The 19,737-nt window shown below is 55.2% G+C and carries 31 protein-coding genes; all 31 read right to left on the reverse strand.

The features are described 5' to 3' along the window. Window positions 1-302: 302 nt before the first annotated feature. The gene (locus E308F_RS03010) at window positions 303-1,175 is read right to left on the reverse strand and encodes a peptidase MA family metallohydrolase (protein ID WP_141263417.1); all 873 of its coding nucleotides are present in this window, start codon (window positions 1,173-1,175) and stop codon (window positions 303-305) included. A 139-nt stretch (window positions 1,176-1,314) separates the two neighbouring features. Beyond that, window positions 1,315-1,521, reverse strand: coding sequence for a copper chaperone CopZ (gene copZ, locus E308F_RS03015; RefSeq protein WP_141263419.1), 207 nt, complete (start codon window positions 1,519-1,521; stop codon window positions 1,315-1,317). A 93-nt stretch (window positions 1,522-1,614) separates the two neighbouring features. Beyond that, window positions 1,615-2,529 (reverse strand): thioredoxin-disulfide reductase, encoded by a 915-nt coding sequence (trxB, locus tag E308F_RS03020; protein WP_141263421.1) that lies wholly within the window; start codon window positions 2,527-2,529, stop codon window positions 1,615-1,617. A gap of 322 nt (window positions 2,530-2,851) precedes the next feature. After that, window positions 2,852-4,279, reverse strand: coding sequence for a M23 family metallopeptidase (locus tag E308F_RS03025; RefSeq protein ID WP_141263423.1), 1,428 nt, complete (start codon window positions 4,277-4,279; stop codon window positions 2,852-2,854). Window positions 4,280-4,436: 157 nt separating this feature from the next. Next, window positions 4,437-5,852 carry a thioether cross-link-forming SCIFF peptide maturase gene (scfB, locus tag E308F_RS03030; protein WP_253260381.1) on the reverse strand — a complete coding sequence of 472 codons (1,416 nt, stop codon included), beginning with the start codon at window positions 5,850-5,852 and terminating at the stop codon, window positions 4,437-4,439. A gap of 54 nt (window positions 5,853-5,906) precedes the next feature. Beyond that, window positions 5,907-6,053 (reverse strand): six-cysteine ranthipeptide SCIFF, encoded by a 147-nt coding sequence (scfA, locus tag E308F_RS03035; protein WP_141263427.1) that lies wholly within the window; start codon window positions 6,051-6,053, stop codon window positions 5,907-5,909. Between the two features lie 15 nt (window positions 6,054-6,068). Next, entirely contained in the window at window positions 6,069-6,461 is a 393-nt protein-coding gene (rpsI, locus tag E308F_RS03040) for a 30S ribosomal protein S9 (protein ID WP_141263429.1), read from the reverse strand. Between the two features lie 18 nt (window positions 6,462-6,479). Next, entirely contained in the window at window positions 6,480-6,914 is a 435-nt protein-coding gene (gene rplM / locus E308F_RS03045) for a 50S ribosomal protein L13 (RefSeq protein WP_141263431.1), read from the reverse strand. Between the two features lie 63 nt (window positions 6,915-6,977). Continuing rightward, window positions 6,978-7,718 (reverse strand): tRNA pseudouridine(38-40) synthase TruA, encoded by a 741-nt coding sequence (gene truA / locus E308F_RS03050; protein WP_141263433.1) that lies wholly within the window; start codon window positions 7,716-7,718, stop codon window positions 6,978-6,980. A 97-nt stretch (window positions 7,719-7,815) separates the two neighbouring features. After that, on the reverse strand, window positions 7,816-8,604 hold the full coding sequence (locus E308F_RS03055) for an energy-coupling factor transporter transmembrane component T family protein (protein ID WP_141263435.1): 789 nt from the start codon (window positions 8,602-8,604) through the stop codon (window positions 7,816-7,818). A 4-nt stretch (window positions 8,605-8,608) separates the two neighbouring features. Continuing rightward, complete coding sequence (locus E308F_RS03060) at window positions 8,609-9,460, reverse strand: energy-coupling factor transporter ATPase (RefSeq protein ID WP_141263437.1); 852 nt, start codon at window positions 9,458-9,460, stop codon at window positions 8,609-8,611. Beyond that, window positions 9,436-10,266: an energy-coupling factor transporter ATPase gene (locus E308F_RS03065; RefSeq protein ID WP_141263440.1), complete on the reverse strand. Its 831-nt coding sequence runs from the start codon at window positions 10,264-10,266 to the stop codon at window positions 9,436-9,438. Before E308F_RS03065 ends, E308F_RS03060 begins: the two co-directional genes overlap by 25 nt. A gap of 3 nt (window positions 10,267-10,269) precedes the next feature. Next, window positions 10,270-10,608 carry a 50S ribosomal protein L17 gene (gene rplQ, locus E308F_RS03070; RefSeq protein ID WP_141263442.1) on the reverse strand — a complete coding sequence of 113 codons (339 nt, stop codon included), beginning with the start codon at window positions 10,606-10,608 and terminating at the stop codon, window positions 10,270-10,272. Between the two features lie 15 nt (window positions 10,609-10,623). Continuing rightward, entirely contained in the window at window positions 10,624-11,565 is a 942-nt protein-coding gene (locus E308F_RS03075; protein WP_141263444.1) for a DNA-directed RNA polymerase subunit alpha, read from the reverse strand. 38 nt (window positions 11,566-11,603) lie between these two features. After that, window positions 11,604-12,230 (reverse strand): 30S ribosomal protein S4, encoded by a 627-nt coding sequence (rpsD, locus tag E308F_RS03080; protein ID WP_141263446.1) that lies wholly within the window; start codon window positions 12,228-12,230, stop codon window positions 11,604-11,606. Between the two features lie 70 nt (window positions 12,231-12,300). Beyond that, entirely contained in the window at window positions 12,301-12,690 is a 390-nt protein-coding gene (gene rpsK / locus E308F_RS03085) for a 30S ribosomal protein S11 (RefSeq protein ID WP_141263449.1), read from the reverse strand. Window positions 12,691-12,702: 12 nt separating this feature from the next. After that, window positions 12,703-13,074, reverse strand: a complete 372-nt coding sequence (gene rpsM, locus E308F_RS03090; protein ID WP_141263451.1) for a 30S ribosomal protein S13 — start codon at window positions 13,072-13,074, stop codon at window positions 12,703-12,705. 18 nt (window positions 13,075-13,092) lie between these two features. Then, complete coding sequence (gene rpmJ / locus E308F_RS03095) at window positions 13,093-13,206, reverse strand: 50S ribosomal protein L36 (protein WP_141263453.1); 114 nt, start codon at window positions 13,204-13,206, stop codon at window positions 13,093-13,095. 16 nt (window positions 13,207-13,222) lie between these two features. Further along, on the reverse strand, window positions 13,223-13,441 hold the full coding sequence (gene infA, locus E308F_RS03100; RefSeq protein WP_141263455.1) for a translation initiation factor IF-1: 219 nt from the start codon (window positions 13,439-13,441) through the stop codon (window positions 13,223-13,225). Window positions 13,442-13,456: 15 nt separating this feature from the next. After that, entirely contained in the window at window positions 13,457-13,741 is a 285-nt protein-coding gene (locus E308F_RS03105; RefSeq protein WP_141263457.1) for a KOW domain-containing RNA-binding protein, read from the reverse strand. Between the two features lie 22 nt (window positions 13,742-13,763). Continuing rightward, window positions 13,764-14,510 carry a type I methionyl aminopeptidase gene (gene map, locus E308F_RS03110; RefSeq protein ID WP_141263459.1) on the reverse strand — a complete coding sequence of 249 codons (747 nt, stop codon included), beginning with the start codon at window positions 14,508-14,510 and terminating at the stop codon, window positions 13,764-13,766. Further along, window positions 14,507-15,160 carry an adenylate kinase gene (locus E308F_RS03115; protein ID WP_141263461.1) on the reverse strand — a complete coding sequence of 218 codons (654 nt, stop codon included), beginning with the start codon at window positions 15,158-15,160 and terminating at the stop codon, window positions 14,507-14,509. Before E308F_RS03115 ends, map begins: the two co-directional genes overlap by 4 nt. Before the next feature lie 21 nt (window positions 15,161-15,181). Beyond that, window positions 15,182-16,444, reverse strand: coding sequence for a preprotein translocase subunit SecY (secY, locus tag E308F_RS03120; RefSeq protein ID WP_141263463.1), 1,263 nt, complete (start codon window positions 16,442-16,444; stop codon window positions 15,182-15,184). Continuing rightward, window positions 16,445-16,885: a 50S ribosomal protein L15 gene (rplO, locus tag E308F_RS03125; protein ID WP_141263465.1), complete on the reverse strand. Its 441-nt coding sequence runs from the start codon at window positions 16,883-16,885 to the stop codon at window positions 16,445-16,447. Window positions 16,886-16,897: 12 nt separating this feature from the next. Then, the gene (gene rpmD, locus E308F_RS03130) at window positions 16,898-17,080 is read right to left on the reverse strand and encodes a 50S ribosomal protein L30 (protein WP_141263467.1); all 183 of its coding nucleotides are present in this window, start codon (window positions 17,078-17,080) and stop codon (window positions 16,898-16,900) included. Between the two features lie 12 nt (window positions 17,081-17,092). Continuing rightward, window positions 17,093-17,593: a 30S ribosomal protein S5 gene (rpsE, locus tag E308F_RS03135; protein ID WP_141263469.1), complete on the reverse strand. Its 501-nt coding sequence runs from the start codon at window positions 17,591-17,593 to the stop codon at window positions 17,093-17,095. An 18-nt stretch (window positions 17,594-17,611) separates the two neighbouring features. Further along, the gene (rplR, locus tag E308F_RS03140) at window positions 17,612-17,977 is read right to left on the reverse strand and encodes a 50S ribosomal protein L18 (protein ID WP_141263471.1); all 366 of its coding nucleotides are present in this window, start codon (window positions 17,975-17,977) and stop codon (window positions 17,612-17,614) included. An 11-nt stretch (window positions 17,978-17,988) separates the two neighbouring features. After that, window positions 17,989-18,540 carry a 50S ribosomal protein L6 gene (rplF, locus tag E308F_RS03145; RefSeq protein WP_141263473.1) on the reverse strand — a complete coding sequence of 184 codons (552 nt, stop codon included), beginning with the start codon at window positions 18,538-18,540 and terminating at the stop codon, window positions 17,989-17,991. A gap of 16 nt (window positions 18,541-18,556) precedes the next feature. Continuing rightward, window positions 18,557-18,949, reverse strand: a complete 393-nt coding sequence (rpsH, locus tag E308F_RS03150; protein WP_141263475.1) for a 30S ribosomal protein S8 — start codon at window positions 18,947-18,949, stop codon at window positions 18,557-18,559. A 35-nt stretch (window positions 18,950-18,984) separates the two neighbouring features. Then, window positions 18,985-19,170, reverse strand: a complete 186-nt coding sequence (locus tag E308F_RS03155; RefSeq protein WP_141263477.1) for a type Z 30S ribosomal protein S14 — start codon at window positions 19,168-19,170, stop codon at window positions 18,985-18,987. Between the two features lie 15 nt (window positions 19,171-19,185). Continuing rightward, window positions 19,186-19,728, reverse strand: a complete 543-nt coding sequence (gene rplE, locus E308F_RS03160; protein WP_141263479.1) for a 50S ribosomal protein L5 — start codon at window positions 19,726-19,728, stop codon at window positions 19,186-19,188. Between the last annotated feature and the right edge of the window lie 9 nt (window positions 19,729-19,737).

Below are 19,737 nucleotides of genomic sequence, written 5' to 3' on the forward strand. Positions count from 1 at the left end.
TGCTTGCTCTCCTTCAGTTCTAATATTACCTGCCGACCACTATTTTATAATTTAAAGATAAAAAAAGCTCCCGGAAGCCATTCCAGGAGCTAAGGAAAAAGCTATAAGGGAGGATGGTTGGGCAGTTTAACGTCATGCCCAGGACTACCTACTGTGACCGCCGGAACAGTGGGCCACCGGGCGCAAGAAGTACCTCTTGAGCCTGAGCATGTAAATCGCACCTCCATTTCGAAGAATACCCTTATAGGGTATCTGTTTGGTTTTAATATAACCCGCAGATGTGATATTTTTGTGAAGAAAAGTTAAAGGCTTTGTGAAAACCTGCTTACCGGAAATTCCCGGGAAAAGGCTTCCTCAAAGGTAACAGTGCTGACGCCAAGGACTTCCTGGAAGGCTCTTTCCAGGGGAGCCCCCCGGCCGAGGCGTTCCAGGACCTGGCGTAAGGCCGGTAAGCCCCACTTTTCTACCAGGTAGGCAACCATTAAAAACGACTGGCGGTACGCCAGGGCCTGATCAGGCAGGCTATCAAATCCATAATCCATGGCCTTTAATGGATACCAGCCAGTAGCATCCGGCGAACCCGGCATAGTAAAGCCGGTAAGTTCCTTTTCTATATACTGGGCAATACCTTCCGTCAGCCAGCGCGGGTAGTTACCCCGCGCCTTCTCGTCCACCATAAGGTGGGTCAATTCATGGGCTACGGGTCCTGAAACAGCAAAAATATGGGCAATCTCTTTCAGGTCCCGGCCGGCCACCCAGTCAAAGGGCGAAAGGACACGGATAACCCCGCCCCAGTAAACCCCCATGGCACTTTCGCTGGCTGCCCAACCAAACTGGCGCGCAAGACTCTCCCGGTCAGGGTAAAGTATAATTAAAGTTTTACCATGGGGTGCATGTTGTAACATCGCACCCACCGGCCCGTAAGCCTCCTCGGCGGTTGCCAGGACCAGGGGGGCGATAGCGGCATCCTCCTGCCGGTAGCGAAGGCGGAAATGGGAGCTATCTATCTCCTGCCAATTACGGGTCTGCCAGGCGGTATGTGCTGCCACTATCTGGCGGACCAGGCTATAGCTTAAGGTACGCGGTAAAGCTGTAGTACGCGCCAGGATAACTACTGCAACTGCCAGCACAGCCAGGCAGCTAACAATAATTACCTGCCACCAGTGTTGTAACAAGTTTCTCCCCTCCCCCAGGGGCTCTCCCGTTTCGATTATACTATATTGCTGGCGGCAGCTTCACTGGTAATGAGTGTAAAAAATCCGGAGCAGGCTTGGCTCCGGATTTTGTAAAAAAGTTTGCTTGGTAATATCCTGTCTATTTTACTTCATAACCTGCCTCAGTTACAGCCTTTTTCATAGCTTCCAGGTTTACCTTAGCAGGATCATAAGTAACGCGGGCCGTCTTGGCCGCCAGGTCGACTGCTACTGCCGTGACGCCTTCCAGGCCCCCCAGGGCCTTTTCCACGCTCATTTTACAGTGATTACAGGTCATCCCCTCGACCTGCAGGACAACTTCCGCCATACCGTCACCTCCTTCCTACCCGGTACGGGTATATAGGTATTATAATCTACCGGAAAACAAGTGTCAAACATGTCGCTCCCGGACCTTCCTTTTTCACAGGCCGGCCAGATAGCGCTCAGCCGCCATGGCCGCCACTGCCCCGTCGCCTACAGCCGTACTCACCTGGCGGAAATCCTTGGCCCGGACGTCGCCAGCGGCAAAGACCCCGGGGATGGAAGTGGCCAGATTTTCGCGGGTAACAATATACCCCTGGGAATCCAGGGTCAGGGTCCCCTTCAGAAAACCAGTGTTGGGCTCCAGGCCGATAAAGATAAAGACCCCGTCGAAGGCTTCTTCCCTGGTGGCTCCACTGTTTACATCTTTTAACTCCAAGCTGCCGACTTTTTCCTTGCCCTTTATCCTCGTTACAACCGTATTCCAGCAGAAAGAAATTTTAGGGTTGTCCCGGGCCCGTTCCTGAAGCACTTTCGTCGCCCTCAAAGCGTCACGACGGTGGATAATGGTCACCTGGCTGGCAAAACGGGTTAGAAAGAGGGCTTCTTCCACAGCCGAATCGCCACCGCCGACTACAGCGACCTTTTTGTCCCGGAAGAAGGCGCCGTCGCAGGTAGCGCAATAGGAAACACCCCGGCCGCGAAATTCTTCTTCCCCTGGTACTCCCAGGGGCCGCGGATGAGCCCCGCTGGCGATGATTACTGCCCTCGCAGTAAACTCACCGCTCCCGGTAAAGGCTTTTTTTATCTCCCCGTTAAGCTCCACTCCCTGGACTGTGGTCATTTCTATCCTGGCACCGAAGCGCCTGGCCTGTTCGGCAAATTTCATGGCAAGTTCCATACCATTAATGCCTTCGGGAAAGCCGGGGTAATTTTCAATCCTGTCTGTCAGCCCGGCCTGTCCACCGGGAGCACCCATCTCCAGCACCACGGTATCCAGCCCGCCCCGGGCACCGTAAAGAGCCGCTGTCAGCCCGGCCGGCCCACCACCAATAATAAGCAAATCATGGGGCATCTTGCCTACCTCCTTCGGAAATAACCTTGTCACAGGCTTGCATTGTACCGTTCGTTCCCTGGCCCTTGCGGAGCGCCCCCGCTTCGATCAGCTTCACCGATCAGGCAAAAGTTCTCTCCCGGACCAAGGCCTCACGGCATTTTCATAGTATCGCTTGATTTCAATTCAATGGGTCCACTTTGGCTATATTATGCGCCTGCTTCCAGTCCGTCATGCCCTTTTCGGTTTAAACTATAGTTATTATACGCTCTCGCTTTTAATTAGGCAAGGTCGGGCAAGAAAAATATCCCTGAGGCTTGTCCTCAGGGATGGCGATAATAATCTAATTTAAAAATCCCGACGGGTTACGGAAACTGCCATTGACCAAAACTTCAAAGTGCAGGTGCGGTCCGGTAGTACGCCCACTAACCCCTACATAGCCGATGACCTGTCCCCGGTTCACCCGCTGGCCTACGCGGACGTTAAAGCCCGATAGATGGGCATATCGGGTTACCAGGCCCCCGCCGTGATCAATGGTAATCATTCGGCCGTAGCCGCCGTCGTAACCGGCAAAGGTCACCGTTCCGTCCTCGGCGGCCCCTACCGGCTGTCCAACGTAGCCGTCAATATCCATACCTGAGTGGAACTCCCGGCCACGGTAACCATAGGGGGAAGTAATAATTCCCCGGATGGGCCAGGCCAGCCGGCCGGAACCGCCGCCGCGGGAAGCCAGAACTACCCGCGTCCCTCGTTCCACTATTTTAGTTACAGGTTCTTTCAGCACCTGCTGCTGAATAACTTTCTTCTCAACCTGGACGCCGTTTTTAGTCACTACCTGGTAGGTAACCAGCCGTTCGCCCTCTGACCCAGCCTGCTTTACCCTTTCCTGGCCCCGTAAGAGGTCGGTATTCGTTTCTATTTTCACTTCATAGGGAACAGGTTCTTTCACTTCCTGTCTATAGACGACCATTACCTGGAGGAGTGGCTTCGCTGTCGTGAGTCTTAAGCGCTGGCCGATGTCCAGGCGTTCGCCCTGGAGTTCCGGATTGGCGGCTCTAATATCGTCAACTAGCAACCCGTGTTCCCGGGCTATGGTCCACAGAGAGTCCCCTTCTTTAACTACATACTCCTGGCTCGCCGTCGTAGTCCCCTTGAGCCTGGCCAGGGCCGCCTCCGGGTTTAAAATTTCTTCTGGCCGGACCGACCGGTGCTCATAGGCTACCTCCTCCAGGAATTTGACCTCCTGGACCTCCCCGCTCCCCGGCGGTGGCAGATAGGATTGTTTTAATTGGGCCAGGACCGCATCCGCCACACTATCATCCCGCACCACAAGTTCGGGTTGACCGTTAATGGTTATTACTGTCGCTGCCGCAACAAAATGCAGCGTCTCCTGGAGAATATTTTTTAATTGCTGGCCATCTATAATTTCCCGCGGGTTGACCCGGACTTTTTTATAATCAATCTGATCGGTAATCTTTAGGCCCTGGTAGTTGCCTGACCCGCTTTCCTTGAGAATATCCTGGATGGCCTGATTGATATCTACCTGACGGCTAACTACAGCCACCTGGCGACCGTTGACCATCACTGCCCAGGCATTGGGAACAGTTAGCCGGTACCATCCGGCCAGCAACAATAATCCCCCGGCCAGGATACCGCTTATTATGAAAAAAATTTTTTTATTCCTGGGTGCTTCTTTCCACCGTGCCGGCCAATCCTTTAAAAGGCGACCCGCTATGGCCGCCACATCCGGCAGCTTACCCGGCGGCGGCATGGCATGCCTCCTCTCCCCGAAAATACGGCAGGAACTGCTTCTTCCTGCCCTTTACCTTCCTATTATTCTACCTTTGAAGCCAGGATTCCTCCCCATTTAGAAATTTTTTGCCCTTTTTTAACCCTGGAGGCCCGGCGCGCTGTAAATCCGGGTAAAATCAGGCTCCAATGGCTTCCTTGACCTGCACATAAAGAGCCGCTTCCAGGCGCATCTTCTGGATGGCGCAGGGTACAGGCGCCGGTTGCCGCAAATTCCCGGTAGCGGCCAGGTTGGCCGCATGGCAGCCGCCGCTACAGTAGAAGCGTGCCCAGCAACGGCTGCAGGCCGGCTGGTTATATACATGGGCCTGGCGAAAATCTTCTCGTATTTCAGGACGCAAGATCCCTTCCCGGACGTTGCCGAGGCAGTACTCCTTTCTCCCCACTAGCTGGTGGCAGGGATAAAGGTCGCCGCCGGGGGTGACTGCCAGGTAACTGGTGCCCGCACCGCAACCGGTAAGCCTTTTGGTAAGGCAGGGGCCGGCACTAGCGTCAATGTTGAAGTGGAAAAAGTTAAAGGGTGTACCTTTAGCCCTCGCTTCCAGGTAGGCCCGGGCCAGGTGGCGATATTGTGCCGCCAGCAGGTCCAGATCTTCCTCCCTAATAGCATATTCAGCCTCCGGAGCCGCTACTACCGGTTCCAGGGACAGGTAGCGAAATCCTAATTCTACCATATGCAGGATATCCCTGGTAAAATCGAGATTCTGGCGCGTGTAGGTTCCCCGCACCCAGTAGTCCACGTGCTCATACGCAGCGACAAAATGCTGCTCCCTGGGGACCACTAAGTGATAAGTGCCCTGGCCGGTGCGGGTCCTCCGGTTTAGGTCATGAATTTCCGGGCGACCGTCAAGGCTCAAAATAACACTGATCTGGTTCTCAATGAGGTACTCCTCGATGGCCGGCGTCAAGCCCAGGCCGTTGGTGGTCAGGGTAAAGCTGATTTTTTTCCCGGCCGCCGCAGCCTTTTCCCGGCCGTAAGCTACCAGGTCCTGTACGACGCTGAAATTGAGCAGCGGCTCGCCGCCGAAGAAGTCGACCTCCACCCGGGGGCGGTTGCCGGATTCTTTAAAAAGCAAGTCCAGGGCCTGGTACCCCGTCTCCCGGCTCATTAAGCCCCGCTCGCCGCCAAAAGGGCCCCCGCCGGCAAAGCAGTAACGGCAGCGCATATTACAGTCATGGGCAACGTGGAGGCAGAGGGCCTGGAGGCTGGGTGCCGGCGGCTGGTAACTGCGGCCAACCTCATCGACGGTAAAGAGAGTCCCTTCGGCCTGTTTGGCAGCCAGTTCCCGGCAGACTTCCAGGACTGTGCCGGCACCCCACTCCCGGACAGACCGGGGCAGGAGCGCAGGCCAGTCGGCTTCGGTGAAGGTACCGCGCTCATCCCCGGACCGCAATTCTTCCAAAACGGCCCGGGCAGGAGCGTCGATTATATGGAGAGCGCCACTATTGACGTCCAGAAGCAGGCAGAGGTCTTCAAAGTCGAACCAGTGGACATCCCCCTGCCAGTCAACATTTTGGAGATTTAGGGATGGCAATATTGGTCTCCTCCTAACAATAAAAGCCCGACCGGAAAAGTCGGGCCTTGGTGGTTACTTCTTTTCTTCACGTTCGCAGGGCTGATTGCTGACGGTAATGGATGTTTTGCAGGCCGACTGGCAGGAAACATGGCAGTTGCCGCAGCCGCCCTGCCTGATACTCTCCTGTAGGCGGGGCGTAAAAACCGTCTTGATGTGCATATGAAACACCCCTTCTTATCGCTTGGAGAATTGTGGCGCCTTACGGGCTTTCTTTAAGCCGTACTTCCTTCTTTCCTTCATCCTTGGATCACGGGTAAGGAAACCATGGCTTTTCAAAACCGGGCGCAGGTCGGCGTCAGCCTGTAACAGGGCCCTGGCAATGCCCATCCTGATGGCACCGGCCTGGCCGCTGATCCCGCCGCCCCTAACTTTAGCCAGAACATCAAAGCGGCCCGTGTTGTTGGTTACTTCCAGGGGCTGGCGTACCTGCATAGCCAGGATCTGCTGGCCAAAATATTCATCGAGGGGGCGGTCGTTAACTAACACCCGGCCCTCGCCGGGAACCAGGTACACCCGGGCCACGGCATTTTTTCGCCTTCCCGTGCCGTAAAATTGAACCTGGGCCAAAATTTTCCCCTCCTTCGATTAATCCTTGATCTCCCAGACTTCCGGCCGCTGGGCCGCGTGGGGATGGCTATCGCCGCGGTAGACCTTGAGCTTCTTGACCATCTGCCGGCCCAGGCGATTATGCGGGATCATCCCTTTCACGGCCTTCTCAATGGCTCGCTCGGGAAAAGTCTTTAAGAGCTGGGCATAGTTCATAACCTTTAAGCCACCGGGGTAACCGCTGTGGCGAATATATTTCTTCTGCAGGAGCTTTTTACCGGTGAGCCGTACTTTTTCTGCGTTAATGACAATAACGTGATCGCCACAATCCACATGGGGGGTAAAGATGGGTTTATGCTTGCCTCTGAGGAGGCGGGCAGCTTCGGTGGCTACGCGACCCAGCGTTTTACCGGCCGCGTCAATGATATACCACTTTCGCTCCACCTCATGTGGTTTGGCCATAAAGGTGGACATTTTCTCCCTCCTGTTCCTATCACGAGACTATTTTAAGCAATTAACTACGGCAAGTCAAGAAAATTAGTATGCTACCCTCTCCAGACACAGTCCCTGGGGCGGGGCCGTCGGGCCGGCCTTTGCCCGGGAACGGGCGGCAAGTATAACCGGAACATCCTCCGGCAGCAGTCGGCCCCTGCCGATTTCTACCAAGGTGCCGACCATAATTCTTACCATATGATAAAGAAAACCGTTGGCCACCACATCAAAAAAAATGAAGTGACCCTGGCGGTGCAAGTGCGCCTTAACTACCTCGCGTTCAAATTGGCGCACCGGGCTGCCGGCGGCGCAAAAGGAACGAAAATCATGGCGGCCTGTAAAGTAACTTGCACCCCTGGCCATGGCGGCAAAGTCCAGCGGGTAACGTACCTGCCAGCTGTAACGGCGACTGAAGACGTCAGGCAGGCTGTGGTTGTAAATGGTATAGCGGTACCATTTCCACCGGGCACTGTAACGGGCATGAAATTCAGGTGATACTACCTCAGCGTCTAATGCCGCAATATCTTCCGGCAGCAGGCTGTTCAAGGCCAGGGGCCAGCGCTCCACCGGTATGCGGCTGGAAGTGCAGAAGCTGATTACCTGGCCGCGGGCATGGACCCCGGCGTCCGTCCGCCCCGCAGCTACCGGGCAGATCCTTTCCCCTGTCAGCCGGTTTAAGGCTGCGGCTACGACACCCTGGATGGTAGGCCCGTGGGCCACCGGCTGCACCTGCCAGCCGGCGTAATTGGTGCCGTCATAGGCCAGGGTAATTTTCAGGTGCGGCATGGGCGGAAGTTAGCCTCCTAACATATGGGAGGGATATGTCCCGGAGACGCAAAAACATAAGCGCCTCCTCCCCCTTTCCTTAGCGGCGTCTTCAATCCTAACTTCCGACTCTTAGCCGGAAATAGGCCGACCCGGCGGCCAGAAGGCCGGCCAGCAGGAGGAAGATATAGTCAGCCGCCTTAAAATGCAGCTCCCGCATCCGGGTACGGCCTTTACCACCCTGATAGGCCCGGGCTTCCATAGCTTCGGCCAGGCCTTCGGCCCGGCGAAAGGCACTGATAAAGAGCGGGATGACCAGAGGCATCAGGTTTTTGATGTGGCTGCCCCGGAAGGTCGCTCCCCGGGCAACCTGCGCCCGCATAATCCGCTCGGCCTCTTCCAGCAGGGTGGGCACAAACCTGAGGGCCATGGTCAGCATCAGGGCCAGTTCAGCGGCCGGCAGGCCCAGTTTCTGCCCCGGTCGCAGCAGCCGCTCCAGGCCGTCGGCCAGGGCCAGGGGATCGGTCGTAGCCATGAGTACAGCCGCGGCCAGGACCAGGAAAAACACCCTGGCCAGGGCCAATAAGCCGTAGTTGAGCCCCTCCCGGGTAATCCTCACCGGCCCCACCACAGCCATTATTTCCCCCGGGGTAAAGGCTGCCTGAAGGATAAAGATAATTACCAGGAAAACAATAAGCGGCCTCAGCTGGCGCCATATAAAGGCCGGTGCCAGGCCGGCCAAGATTATTACCGGTAATATAGCTGCCCCGGTAAGGCTCGCTGCTATACCAGTTGGCGCGGTTAGAAGAGCTATTCCGTAAAGGAGCAAGCCTAGCAGTTTGGCCCGGGGATCCATGTTATGGATGCTGCTTGTCCCCGGGACATATTGACCCACTTCAATAACCATAAGGCTAAGCCCCCAGCCAGGCCAAGATGGCTTCCCGGGCCTCGGTCAACGTTAGGACTTCCATGGTGACCGGGGCTCCCTGGCGACGCAGCTCCTGCATCAGGCGGGTGAGGGGCGGAGGGATAAGACCATAGGATCTTAAGGCTTCGCCCTGGCGGAAAATTTCCCGCGGCGTACCCTGGAGAGCCACCCGCCCCCGGTGTAATACTATAACCTGCCGGGCCAGTTCGGCCACTTCGGCCATATTATGAGAGATAAGGACTACTGCCTTCCCGGGCCGGCGGTAAAAGGCCCTGATTACATTGAGTATCTGTTCCCGGCCGGCCGGGTCCAGACCGGCCGTCGGCTCATCTAGGATTAGAACCTCCGGCTCCATGGCCAGGATCCCGGCAATGGCTACCCGCCGTTGCTGTCCCCCGCTTAAGCTAAAGGGGGAACGCCCACTCACCCTTTGCGGCTCCAAGCCTACAGCACGGAGGGCCGCCTTGACCCTGGCTTCGAGCCCGGTACCGTTAAGGCCCATGTTCCTGGGGCCAAAGGCTACATCTTCAGCCACCGTTTCGGCAAAAAGTTGCTGCTCCGGCTGTTGAAAGACCATGCCCACCCTCTGCCAGGATAAGGTATCTTTCCCTTTACCCCGCCCCCGGACCGGTCGCCCGTCCAGGGTAACCCGGCCTGCCGTCGGTTCCAGCAGGCCGGCCATAAGCATGGCCAGGGTTGATTTCCCCGAACCCCCGGCCCCGGTAATCGCCAGGAAATCACCCGGGGAGACTTTGATATTGATGTTTTCCAACACCGGTAACTGCCTGCCGGCTACTCTGTAGGCAAAACTTACTTCCTGGAGGCCAATTTCCATAGGGCCCGGGCCATCTCCTCCACTGTGACTAAATTGGCCGGTAATTTTAGCCCTGCCTGCCTTAAGCTCTTGCCCAGGGCAACAGTTACCGGCGCCTTTAGCCCTGCTGCCGCCAGCCTCTCCTCCTGCTGCAGCACTTCTGCAGGCGGGCCGGCCAAAAGTATGCGCCCGGCATTCAGGACCAGCATCCGTTCTGCCAGGGCCGCCTCTTCCATAAGGTGGGTTATAAGGATAACGGCCAGCCCTTTTTCCCGGCGTAAATCCAGTACTTTCTTGAGCACTTCCTCCCGGGCTACCGGGTCCAGCATGGCCGTAGCCTCGTCCAGCACCAGATAACACGGTTCCATGGCCAGGACGCCGGCCAGGGCCAGGCGCTGTTTCTGCCCTCCGGATAGGTGGTGGGGGGGCCTGGTCCTTAAATCTGCCAGCTCCACGGCCTCCAGGGCGGCCGCAACCCGCTGCCTGATTACAGCCGGTGGCAGGCCCAGATTTTCCAGCCCGAAGGCCACATCATCTTCGACGGTAGCGGCCACCAGCTGGTTGTCAGGGTCCTGGAAAACCATCCCTACCCGGCGGCGAATCTCTACCAGGGAAGCTTCGTCACCGGTGTCCAGCCCGTCTACCAGGACACGGCCTTCCCCGGGGCGGAGCAGGCCGTTTAATAGCCGGGCCAGGGTTGATTTGCCGGAACCGTTGGGGCCAGTGACGGCCACAAATTCCCCCGGCTTGATGGTTAAACTTATATTTTCCAGGACCGGTTCGGTAGTTCCCGGGTAGAAAAAAGTGACGCCCCGGACCTCGATCATCGCTTAAACCAGTTCAATGCGGACCATGGGCGCGCCGTCACCCCGCCGGAAGCCGGTCTTAATTATCCGGGTATAGCCGCCGTTTTTATCCTGATAGCGCGGGCCGATTTCTTTAAATAATTTGGTAACCACGTCTTCATCCAGCAGGTAGGCCAGGGCCTGGCGCCGGGCATGGAGGTCGCCCCTTTTGCCCAGGGTAATCATTTTCTCGGCCAGGCTTTTTAGTTCTTTAGCCCGCATTTCTGTAGTTTCTATTTTACCTTCCCGCAAAAAGGAAGTGACGATATTGCGCAGCATCATTTTCCGGTGGCCGGACAGGCGACCTAATTTCCGGTAACCCATCTAAATGTCACCCCTTTACCCATCACTCTGTCGCAGGGACAGGCCCAGTTCCGCGAGCTTTTGCGTAACTTCTTCCAGGGATTTTTTGCCCAGGTTGCGTACCTTCATCATATCTTCTTCGGTACGCTGCAAAAGCTCGCCAACGGTATTAATGCCCGCCCGCTTCAGGCAGTTGTAAGAACGCACCGATAGATCAAGTTCCTCAATGGACATGTCCATGAGGCGATCCCGGCTTTCTTCTTCTTTCTCAACCATGGTTACTTCGTCGCTGACGCGCTCCGTTAAACCTAAAAAGAGACGCATGTGTTCGATAAGAATTTTGGCTGCCGAGCTCACTGCCTCATCGGGGGCAATAGTACCGTCAGTCCATACCTCCAGGGTAAGTTTATCGTAGTCAGTAACCTGTCCTACCCGGGTGTTTTCCACCTGATAGTTCACTTTATGGACTGGCGAAAAGAGGGAATCGACGGGAATAATCCCGATGGGCTGGTCCTCTTTTTTATTTTTTTCCGCACTGACATAACCCCGCCCTTTTTCTACCGTCATTTCAATAAACAGGCGGCCGCCTTTTTCTATGGTGGCAATGTGCAGGTCGGGGTTTAAGACCTCAACGTCAGCATCAGTAATAATATCGGCAGCTGTAACCTCGCCTTCGCCCTCAGCCTCAATTCTTATTACCTTGGGTTCATCGCTGTGGAGCTTCAGGGCCAGGGACTTGAGGTTTAAAATAATCTCTGTGGTATCCTCGACGACACCGGGAATGGTGGAAAACTCATGGAGGACCCCTTCAATTTTGACCGTGGTTACAGCAGCACCGGGCAGTGAGGAGAGAAGAATCCGCCGCAGGGAATTACCCAGAGTGATTCCATAACCCCGCTCCAGGGGCTCGACTACAAACCGCCCGTACTTATTGGACATTTCCAGGCACTCAATCCTGGGCCTTTCAATTTCGAGCATTGTTCCCCTCCTTCTCGTGAGCTCATCCAGCCTGCATCTTACTTGGAGTAAAGCTCAACGATGAGGTGTTCTTGCACCGGCACATCAATCTGTTCCCGCGTCGGCAGGGAGAGGACGTGCCCTTCTAAAGCTGCCGGGTCAGCTTTAAGCCAGGCCGGGACCGTCCGGTGGGCTGCCGCCGCGGCAATCTCTTTGAAAAGGGGACTCTCCTTGCTCTTTTCCCGGACGGCAATGATATCACCAGGCCGGACCAGGTAGGAAGGGATACTCACCTTCTGGCCATTTACCGTAAAATGGCCGTGCCGGACTAATTGCCTCGCCTGGGCACGGGAATCGGCAAAACCCAGGCGATAAACAACATTGTCCAGGCGCCTCTCCAGCAGGATAAGCAGGTTTTCACCGGTAACGCCTTTCATGCGCTCGGCCTTCTCAAAGTAGTTGCTGAACTGGCGTTCCAGGACGCCGTAAATGCGGCGGGCCTTCTGCTTTTCCCTTAGCTGCAGGCCGTATTCGGAAAGCTTTTTCCTGGTCTGGCCGTGCTGGCCGGGGGCATAGGACCGCCGGGCCACAGCACATTTATCAGAATAGCAGCGATCGCCTTTCAGGAAAAGCTTCATGCCTTCCCGCCGGCACAGGCGACAGGTAGCATCTTTATACCTTGCCAAAGTATTACCTCCTCTGCAAGTCGCATGCTTCTTAACGACGACGTGTTCTTGCGACCTTTAAAAGCTCCTGTTACACTCGCCGCCGCTTGGGAGGCCGGCAGCCGTTGTGGGGAATCGGGGTTACATCTTTAATTACGCTAACCTCAAGCCCAGCGGCCTGCAGGGAACGAATGGCAGCTTCCCGGCCGGCTCCCGGACCTTTTACGTAGCACTCTACTTCGCGCATGCCATGTTCCATAGCCTGCCTGGCAGCTGCTTCGGCCGCCATTTGAGCGGCAAAAGGTGTGCTCTTGCGGGAACCTTTAAACCCCACGGTACCGGCACTGGCCCAGGCAATAGTGTTACCATTTTTATCGGTGATGGTTACCAGGGTATTGTTAAAGGTTGATTTAATATGGGCCACGCCGCTTTCAATATTTTTACGTTCGCGCCGGCGTGGCCGGGTAGTTTTCCTTGGCATAGCTTCTCCCCCTTACTTCTTGCGCCGCACGCCCACAGTCTTGCGGGGTCCTTTACGCGTACGGGCATTGGTTTTGGTGCGCTGGCCGCGTACCGGCAGCCCCCGACGATGACGCAGGCCACGGTAGCAACCTATTTCCATCAATCGCTTGATATTTAACGCTACCTCCCGGCGCAAATCCCCTTCGACCGTTAAATTTTTATCTATATATTCGCGTAGCCGGCTTACTTCTTCTTCCGTTAGATCCCTTACCCTGGTATCAGGGTTAACGGCTGTCGCAGCCAGGATTTTATTTGCCGTTGGCCGGCCAATGCCATAAATATAAGTCAGGGCAATTTCCACCCGCTTATCCCGGGGAAGGTCTACCCCGGCAATCCTTGCCATTTACGCCTTACCCCCTGTCTATCCCTGTTTTTGCTTGTGCTTGGGATTTTCGCAAATAACCATAATTCTACCCTTGCGTTTTATGATCTTGCATTTTTCACAAATAGGCCGCACTGAAGGCTTGACTTTCAAACTAAACCCTCCCAGATTATTTATAGCGGTAAACGATGCGTCCCCGGTTGAGATCATAGGGTGACAATTCCACCATTACCCGGTCGCCCGGCAAAATACGGATAAAGTTCATCCGGATCTTACCGGAGACATGGGCCAGCACCCGGTGCCCATTGGCCAGCTCTACCCGAAACATGGCATTGGGCAGGGGTTCGATCACCGTGCCTTCAACTTCAATGACATCCTCTTTGGCCAAATAAACCCCTCCTTATCAAGCCTGCTCAGTCTCTAAGAGCTGGGCAATAGCCCGTCGTACTTCGGCATCGGTAACTACTTCTCCCTGTTTTAACCGGTCAGCAATAGCCGTCGCTACCCGGTTAACCGCCTGGACATGGAGGACGTTTTTCAGTTTAGGTTTACTGGTACGTCGTAAACGGCCGTCAACAAGATAAACCCGGCTGGGCCCGGCCAGCTGCCAGACCAGAAAAGGTCGCCCCCGGTCGCGCCCAGCCCGGGAATATACCAGTTGCCCCACCTTTAGTTCACCTGCCGGCATAACCTTCGCCTCCACCTGCCAGTTAGAGTAACGTCAGGATCTCCGGTCCGTTATCCGTCAAAGCTACCGTATGCTCAAAGTGCGCCGAAGGTTTCTTATCCCTGGTCACTACTGTCCAGCCATTGGCCAGGGTATAAACCTCATGGGTACCGGCATTTACCATGGGTTCAATGGCCAGGACCATCCCCGCCCGGAGGCGGGGGCCATAACCCGGGGGACCAAAGTTCGGTACCTGGGGGTCTTCATGCATCGCCCGGCCAATACCGTGGCCCACATAATCACGGACTACCGAAAGGCCATTTTTTTCGACATAGGTCTGGATAGCGTGGGATATATCAGTCAGCCGGTTGCCTGCGACTGCATGTTTGATGCCTTCGTAAAGGGCGGCTTCGGTTACGGCCAGCAAATGCTGCTTCTCGGCATCAATAGCGCCAACTGGAAAAGTAACCGCGGCGTCACCAACATATCCATTTTTTACCGCACCGATGTCAATACTAATAATATCCCCTTCAGCCAGTTGCTTTAAACCTGGTATACCGTGGACGACTTCCTCATTAACGGAAACACAAATACTGGCCGGAAAGCCCTGATAGCCCTTAAAGGCCGGCACGGCACCATTTTCCCGAATATAATCCTCGGCTATGCGGTCCAGTTCCGCAGTAGTTACCCCGGGGGCGATATGGTCTTTAAGTTTAGCCAGGGTCCGGGCCACGATCCGTCCCGCTTCACGCATCAGGGCTATTTCCCGGCGTGACTTTAAAATAATCATTGCCAGTCTCTTCCCAGGGCCGCACCAATGGCCCGGCTTACGGCCGCAATATCCCCGCTGCCGTCAATTTCCTTTAAAAGACCGCGCTGACGGTAATAGGTAATGAGGGGCGCCGTTTGCTCGTTGTATACATCCAACCGTTTGCCGACAGTTGCTGCGGTGTCGTCCGCTCGCTGGATGAGCTCCCCGCCGCAAACATCGCATTTGCCCGCCTCAGCCGGTGGATTGTACTGGAGGTGGTAGGTGGCCCCGCACTGGCGGCAGACCCGGCGTCCTGTCAGGCGCGCCATGAGTTCCTCCCGCGGCACCTCAATATCAATAACCGCATCGAGCTTTTCCTTTCTCCCGGCCAGCCAGGCATCCAGGGCTTCGGCCTGGGCTACCGTCCGCGGAAAACCGTCCAGTAAAAAACCCTGCCGGCAGTCGGAATGGCTCAGGCGTTCCTGGATCAGGCCAATAGTTACGTCATCGGGCACCAGGCCCCCGCTTTGCAGGTACTTTTCTGCCTGGCGTCCCAGTTCGGTACCTTCTTTGATGGCCTGGCGGAACATATCCCCGGTGGAAATATGGGGTATACCCAAGTGTTTGCAGATTAACGCGGCCTGGGTACCCTTACCAGCCCCAGGTGGCCCCAGCAATACCAAACGCATCCTCTTTAGCCCCCCCGGTATTTACTTCATAAAGCCCTGATAGTGCCGCAACAACAGGTGGGACTCCAGCTGTTTCATGGTTTCCAGGGCCACACCGACTACAATCAGGAGGGAAGTGCCCCCGAAATATACGTTAATGCCGGTAGCGGCCATCAGGATATTGGGCAGCACGGCGATAAAGGCCAGGAAAATCGCCCCTGCCAGGGTTATCCGGGTTAAGATCCGTTCAATATATTCAGCAGTCGGCCGGCCGGGTCTCAAGCCCGGGATGAAGCCGCCGTACTTTTTCATGTTATCGGCCACATCCTGCGGGTTAAAGGTCACAGCCGTATAGAAATAGGTGAAGAAGATGATCAGCAACGCATAAAGGATCATATAGAAAGCCGACCGCGGGTCAAAAAACCTTACTATAGCCTGGGCCAGGCTGCTGTGGGGAAACCAGGAAGCCAGGGTGCTGGGAAAGAGCAGGATAGACATGGCGAAGATCACAGGAATAACCCCGGCCTGGTTGACCTTTAACGGGATGTGGGTACTCTGGCCGCCGTAAATCCGCCGGCCCACCACCCTCTTGGCATACTGCACGGTAATCCGGCGTTCCCCTTGTTGCATGGCCACTACTGCGGCAATGATTACCACGGCAATAATGGCAAAGAGGATTAACGAAATGATACTTACCTCTCCGGAAGTGAGGTACTGGTAGAGACTAACAGCACCAGCCGGCAGGCGGGAAACAATCCCGGCGAAGATAATCAGGGAAATGCCGTTACCAATACCCTTTTCCGTAATTAATTCCCCCAGCCACATGAGGAAGGCCGTACCTGCTGTAAGCATTACCGCTACCACCAGGTAATTGTGCAGGCCTGGTCTTAAGAAAGCCCCCGAGCGCGCGAGATACAGGGCCATACCCAGGGCCTGAAGGAGGCCTAAAATAACCGTCCCGTAACGGGTATACTGGACGATCTTTTTGCGCCCTTCGATATCCTCTTTGGCCAGCCGTTCCAGGGCTGGAATGACCACCGTCAGGAGCTGCATGATAATCGAGGCATTGATATAGGGCATAATGCCCATGGCAAACACGGTAAATCGCTTAAAGGCCCCGCCGGAAATAACGTCAAAAAAACCCAATATCGTACCGCCCCGAACTAATTCCTGCAGGACGGCATTATTGATTCCAGGGAGGGGCACATGGGCGCCAAGGCGGAAGACGATAAACATCATCAGGGTAAAAAATATCTTCTTCCGCAGGTCTTCCAGCTTCCAGGCGCTGGCCAGGGTGTTTAACACTTACATCACCTCAACTTTGCCGCCGGCAGCCTCAATTTTGGCAATGGCCTGGCGGCTGGCAGCCTGAACCCTGACGGTCAGGGGCTTGGTTATTTCACCATCGCCCAGGATTTTGACGCCGTTCCTGGCCTGCTTGACCAGGCCGGCCCGGGCCAGGACCTCCGGCGTCACTACAGTATCCGGTTCAAAGCGTTCCAGTTCGCCGACATTAATGACCGTTAACTCGCGGGCAAATTTATTGGTGAAGCCCCTTTTGGGAAGACGGCGGCTTAAGGGCATCTGGCCACCTTCAAAGCCCCGGCGGACACCGCCCCCGGAGCGGGCTTTTTGCCCTTTATGGCCACGGCCGGAAGTTTTGCCCAAGCCGGACCCGATACCCCGTCCTACCCGGGTAGGTTTAAACCTGGAGCCAGGTGCTGGATGTAACTCATGCAGGCGCACCCCTGTCACCTCCTATTCTACTTCCTCGCACTTAACCAGGTGTGCCAGCTTTTTTATCTGGCCCCTGACAGCCGGTGTATCAGGGCGGATAATTTCCGCATGTAGTTTCTTAAGACCCAGTGCGCGGGCCGTCTTCCTTTCCGTTTCCGGTCGACCAATTAAGCTTTTTACCAGGGTAATCTTCAAATTTGCCAATGCCAACTCCTCCTAGCCAAGCAGCTCGGCCACAGTTTTACCCCGGAGGCGGGCTACGTCTTCAGCTCTCTTAAGACCCTTTAAACCTTCTAGGGCGGCATAGACGACGTTATTGGGGTTGGCCGATCCCAGGCTCTTGGTCAAAATATCCCTGATTCCGGCAGCTTCCAGGACCGCCCGTACCGGTCCCCCGGCAATAACTCCGGTACCGGGGGCTGCAGGTTTAAGCAAAACTTTCCCCGCACCAAAATGGCCTATAATTTCGTGGGGAATGGTCGTGCCCACCATCGGTACTTTAATGAGATTCTTTTTGGCATCTTCAATACCCTTACGGATGGCTTCCGGCACTTCACTGGCCTTGCCCAGGCCCGCACCTACATGGCCTTTACCGTCACCAACAACTACCAGGGCAGAAAAACTAAAGCGCCGGCCACCCTTTACGACTTTAGCTACACGGTTGATATGGACGACTTTTTCCGTTAACTCCAGGTCCTTGTTTTCAACGCGCGCCATTTTTCCCCTCCTTCCCTTTTAAAATTCCAGCCCTGCTTCTCGGGCGCCTTCGGCCAGGGCAGCTATACGGCCATGGTAAATATTGCCGCCCCGGTCAAAAACAACTTTTTTAATCCCTTTAGCCAGGGCTTTCTGAGCGATAAGTTCGCCCACCTTCCTGGCGGCAGCTTTATTCCCGGTAGCTTCCAGGTCTTTTAATGCCGGGTCAAGGGTTGAAGCAGCCACCAGGGTTATACCCCGGGTATCGTCTACCACCTGGGCGTAGATATGGCGCAGGCTGCGGTAGACACTCAAACGGGGCCGTTCAGGAGTGCCCATTATACGCCGCCGCACCCGCAGGTGCTTCCGCTGCCGCGTGAGTTTGCGGTCTATCTTCTTGAACATTCCTTTACCCCCTATTTTTTACCGCCCTTGGCGCCAGTCTTACCAACTTTGCGCCGGATATACTCATCTTCATACTTAATACCTTTACCCTTGTAGGGCTCCGGGGGACGGACGTCGCGAATATTGGCCGCCAGTGCCCCTACCGCTTCTTTGTCAATGCCTTTAACAATTATTTTGTTGGGGGCCGGCACTTCAATCTCCAGCCCTTCTCCCGGCACTATTTCTACTGGATGGGAATAGCCTACCGTCAGCACCAGTTTGTTCCCCTGCTTGGCGGCACGGTAGCCTACCCCCACCAGTTCCAGGCTTTTTTGAAAGCCCTTGGTGACACCATCAACCATATTTTGCAACAGGGCCCGGGAAAGACCATGCAGGGCGCGGTGGGGTTTGGCATCCGAGGGACGGTTGACCTGCAATACATCCCCTTCCCGGCTAATGGTAATCTCGGCTGGGAACTGGCGGGTAAGTTTTCCCCTGGGGCCCTTTACCGTTACCGTATTGCCGTCAATGTTTACTTCTACCCCTGCCGGTACCTGCACCGGCTTTCTGCCTATACGTGACACTTAAACACCTCCAGCCTTACCAGATGTAACAGATAACTTCGCCGCCGACGCCTTCCCGGCGAGCCTGTTTATCCGTGAGTATCCCTTTGCTGGTAGAAATTATAGCCACTCCCAGGCCTCCCAGAACTTTAGGGATTTCGCCCTTCCTGGCATAAATCCTTAGCCCCGGGCGGCTGATGCGCTTTATGCCGGTAATAACCTTTTCCTTGTTGGGCCCATACTTGAGATAAATCCTCAAGGTGCCCTGCTTGTCGTCTTCAATATACTCGTAGTTCTTGATATATCCTTCGTTCTTCATGATTTCAGCTATAGCCCGCTTCATTTTGGAAGCCGGTACTTCCACCTTCTCCTGGTAGACCATGTTGGCGTTACGAATGCGGGTCAGGAAATCAGCAATGGGATCGGTCATCAATTTGAACTACCCCCTTCCTTCTCGTCCCGCACTTACCAGCTGGCTTTCACTATACCAGGAAGCTCTCCCTTGTAGGCCAGCTCGCGGAAACAGATACGGCACAGGCCGAACTTCCGCATATAAGCATGGGGACGGCCACAGCGCAGGCAACGGTTATACGCGCGAACCTTAAACTTCTGGGGACGTGCTTGTTTAACACGTAAAGATTTCTTGGCCATGGATTTCCTCCTTCATCATTGTTCCCGGAACGGCATGCCAAAAGCGCGCAGGAGTTCCCGGGCTTCCTCATCGCTTTTTGCCGTAGTCACCATAGTTATTTCCAGACCCCGGGTTTTGTCGATCTTGTCATATTCAATCTCCGGAAAAATCAGCTGTTCTTTCAGGCCCAGGGAATAGTTACCGCGGCCATCAAAGGAATTGGGCGACACGCCCTGGAAATCCCTGACCCGGGGCAGGGCCACATTGATCAGGCGGTCCAGAAACTCGTACATCCTGTTTCCCCGCAGGGTTACCTTGCAGCCAATACTGTTTCCCTGGCGCAGTTTAAAGGCAGCAATAGATTTTTTGGCCCTGGTAACAATAGGTTTTTGCCCGGTAATGGCCATCAGGTCCTGGACGGCACCATCAATGGCCTTGGGATTCTGGGTTGCCTCGCCAACACCCATGTTGACAACGATTTTTTCCAGTTTGGGGATCTCCATGACATTTTTGTAACCAAATTTTTCCTGTAAGAGCTTACGTATCTCTGTCAGGTATTTTTCCTTCAGTCTAGCCAAAGCCAGCCC

The organism is Moorella sp. E308F (genome assembly GCF_006538365.1).
Lineage (GTDB): Bacteria > Bacillota > DSM-521 > Neomoorellales > Neomoorellaceae > Neomoorella.

Excerpts from the sequence above, each read along its gene's own strand:
- copZ (WP_141263419.1), bottom strand. The coding sequence starts at position 1,521 with ATGGCGGAAGTTGTCCTGCAGGTCGAGGGGATGACCTGTAATCACTGT.
- trxB (WP_141263421.1), bottom strand. The coding sequence starts at position 2,529 with ATGCCCCATGATTTGCTTATTATTGGTGGTGGGCCGGCCGGGCTGACA.
- E308F_RS03025 (WP_141263423.1), bottom strand. The coding sequence starts at position 4,279 with ATGCCGCCGCCGGGTAAGCTGCCGGATGTGGCGGCCATAGCGGGTCGC.
- scfA (WP_141263427.1), bottom strand. The coding sequence starts at position 6,053 with ATGCACATCAAGACGGTTTTTACGCCCCGCCTACAGGAGAGTATCAGG.
- rplM (WP_141263431.1), bottom strand. The coding sequence starts at position 6,914 with ATGTCCACCTTTATGGCCAAACCACATGAGGTGGAGCGAAAGTGGTAT.
- truA (WP_141263433.1), bottom strand. The coding sequence starts at position 7,718 with ATGCCGCACCTGAAAATTACCCTGGCCTATGACGGCACCAATTACGCC.
- E308F_RS03055 (WP_141263435.1), bottom strand. The coding sequence starts at position 8,604 with ATGGTTATTGAAGTGGGTCAATATGTCCCGGGGACAAGCAGCATCCAT.
- E308F_RS03060 (WP_141263437.1), bottom strand. The coding sequence starts at position 9,460 with ATGGAAATTGGCCTCCAGGAAGTAAGTTTTGCCTACAGAGTAGCCGGC.
- E308F_RS03065 (WP_141263440.1), bottom strand. The coding sequence starts at position 10,266 with ATGATCGAGGTCCGGGGCGTCACTTTTTTCTACCCGGGAACTACCGAA.
- rplQ (WP_141263442.1), bottom strand. The coding sequence starts at position 10,608 with ATGGGTTACCGGAAATTAGGTCGCCTGTCCGGCCACCGGAAAATGATG.
- E308F_RS03075 (WP_141263444.1), bottom strand. The coding sequence starts at position 11,565 with ATGCTCGAAATTGAAAGGCCCAGGATTGAGTGCCTGGAAATGTCCAAT.
- rpsK (WP_141263449.1), bottom strand. The coding sequence starts at position 12,690 with ATGCCAAGGAAAACTACCCGGCCACGCCGGCGCGAACGTAAAAATATT.
- rpsM (WP_141263451.1), bottom strand. The coding sequence starts at position 13,074 with ATGGCAAGGATTGCCGGGGTAGACCTTCCCCGGGATAAGCGGGTGGAA.
- E308F_RS03105 (WP_141263457.1), bottom strand. The coding sequence starts at position 13,741 with ATGCCGGCAGGTGAACTAAAGGTGGGGCAACTGGTATATTCCCGGGCT.
- map (WP_141263459.1), bottom strand. The coding sequence starts at position 14,510 with ATGATTATTTTAAAGTCACGCCGGGAAATAGCCCTGATGCGTGAAGCG.
- E308F_RS03115 (WP_141263461.1), bottom strand. The coding sequence starts at position 15,160 with ATGCGTTTGGTATTGCTGGGGCCACCTGGGGCTGGTAAGGGTACCCAG.
- rpsE (WP_141263469.1), bottom strand. The coding sequence starts at position 17,593 with ATGGCGCGCGTTGAAAACAAGGACCTGGAGTTAACGGAAAAAGTCGTC.
- rplR (WP_141263471.1), bottom strand. The coding sequence starts at position 17,977 with ATGTTCAAGAAGATAGACCGCAAACTCACGCGGCAGCGGAAGCACCTG.
- rpsH (WP_141263475.1), bottom strand. The coding sequence starts at position 18,949 with ATGACCGATCCCATTGCTGATTTCCTGACCCGCATTCGTAACGCCAAC.
- E308F_RS03155 (WP_141263477.1), bottom strand. The coding sequence starts at position 19,170 with ATGGCCAAGAAATCTTTACGTGTTAAACAAGCACGTCCCCAGAAGTTT.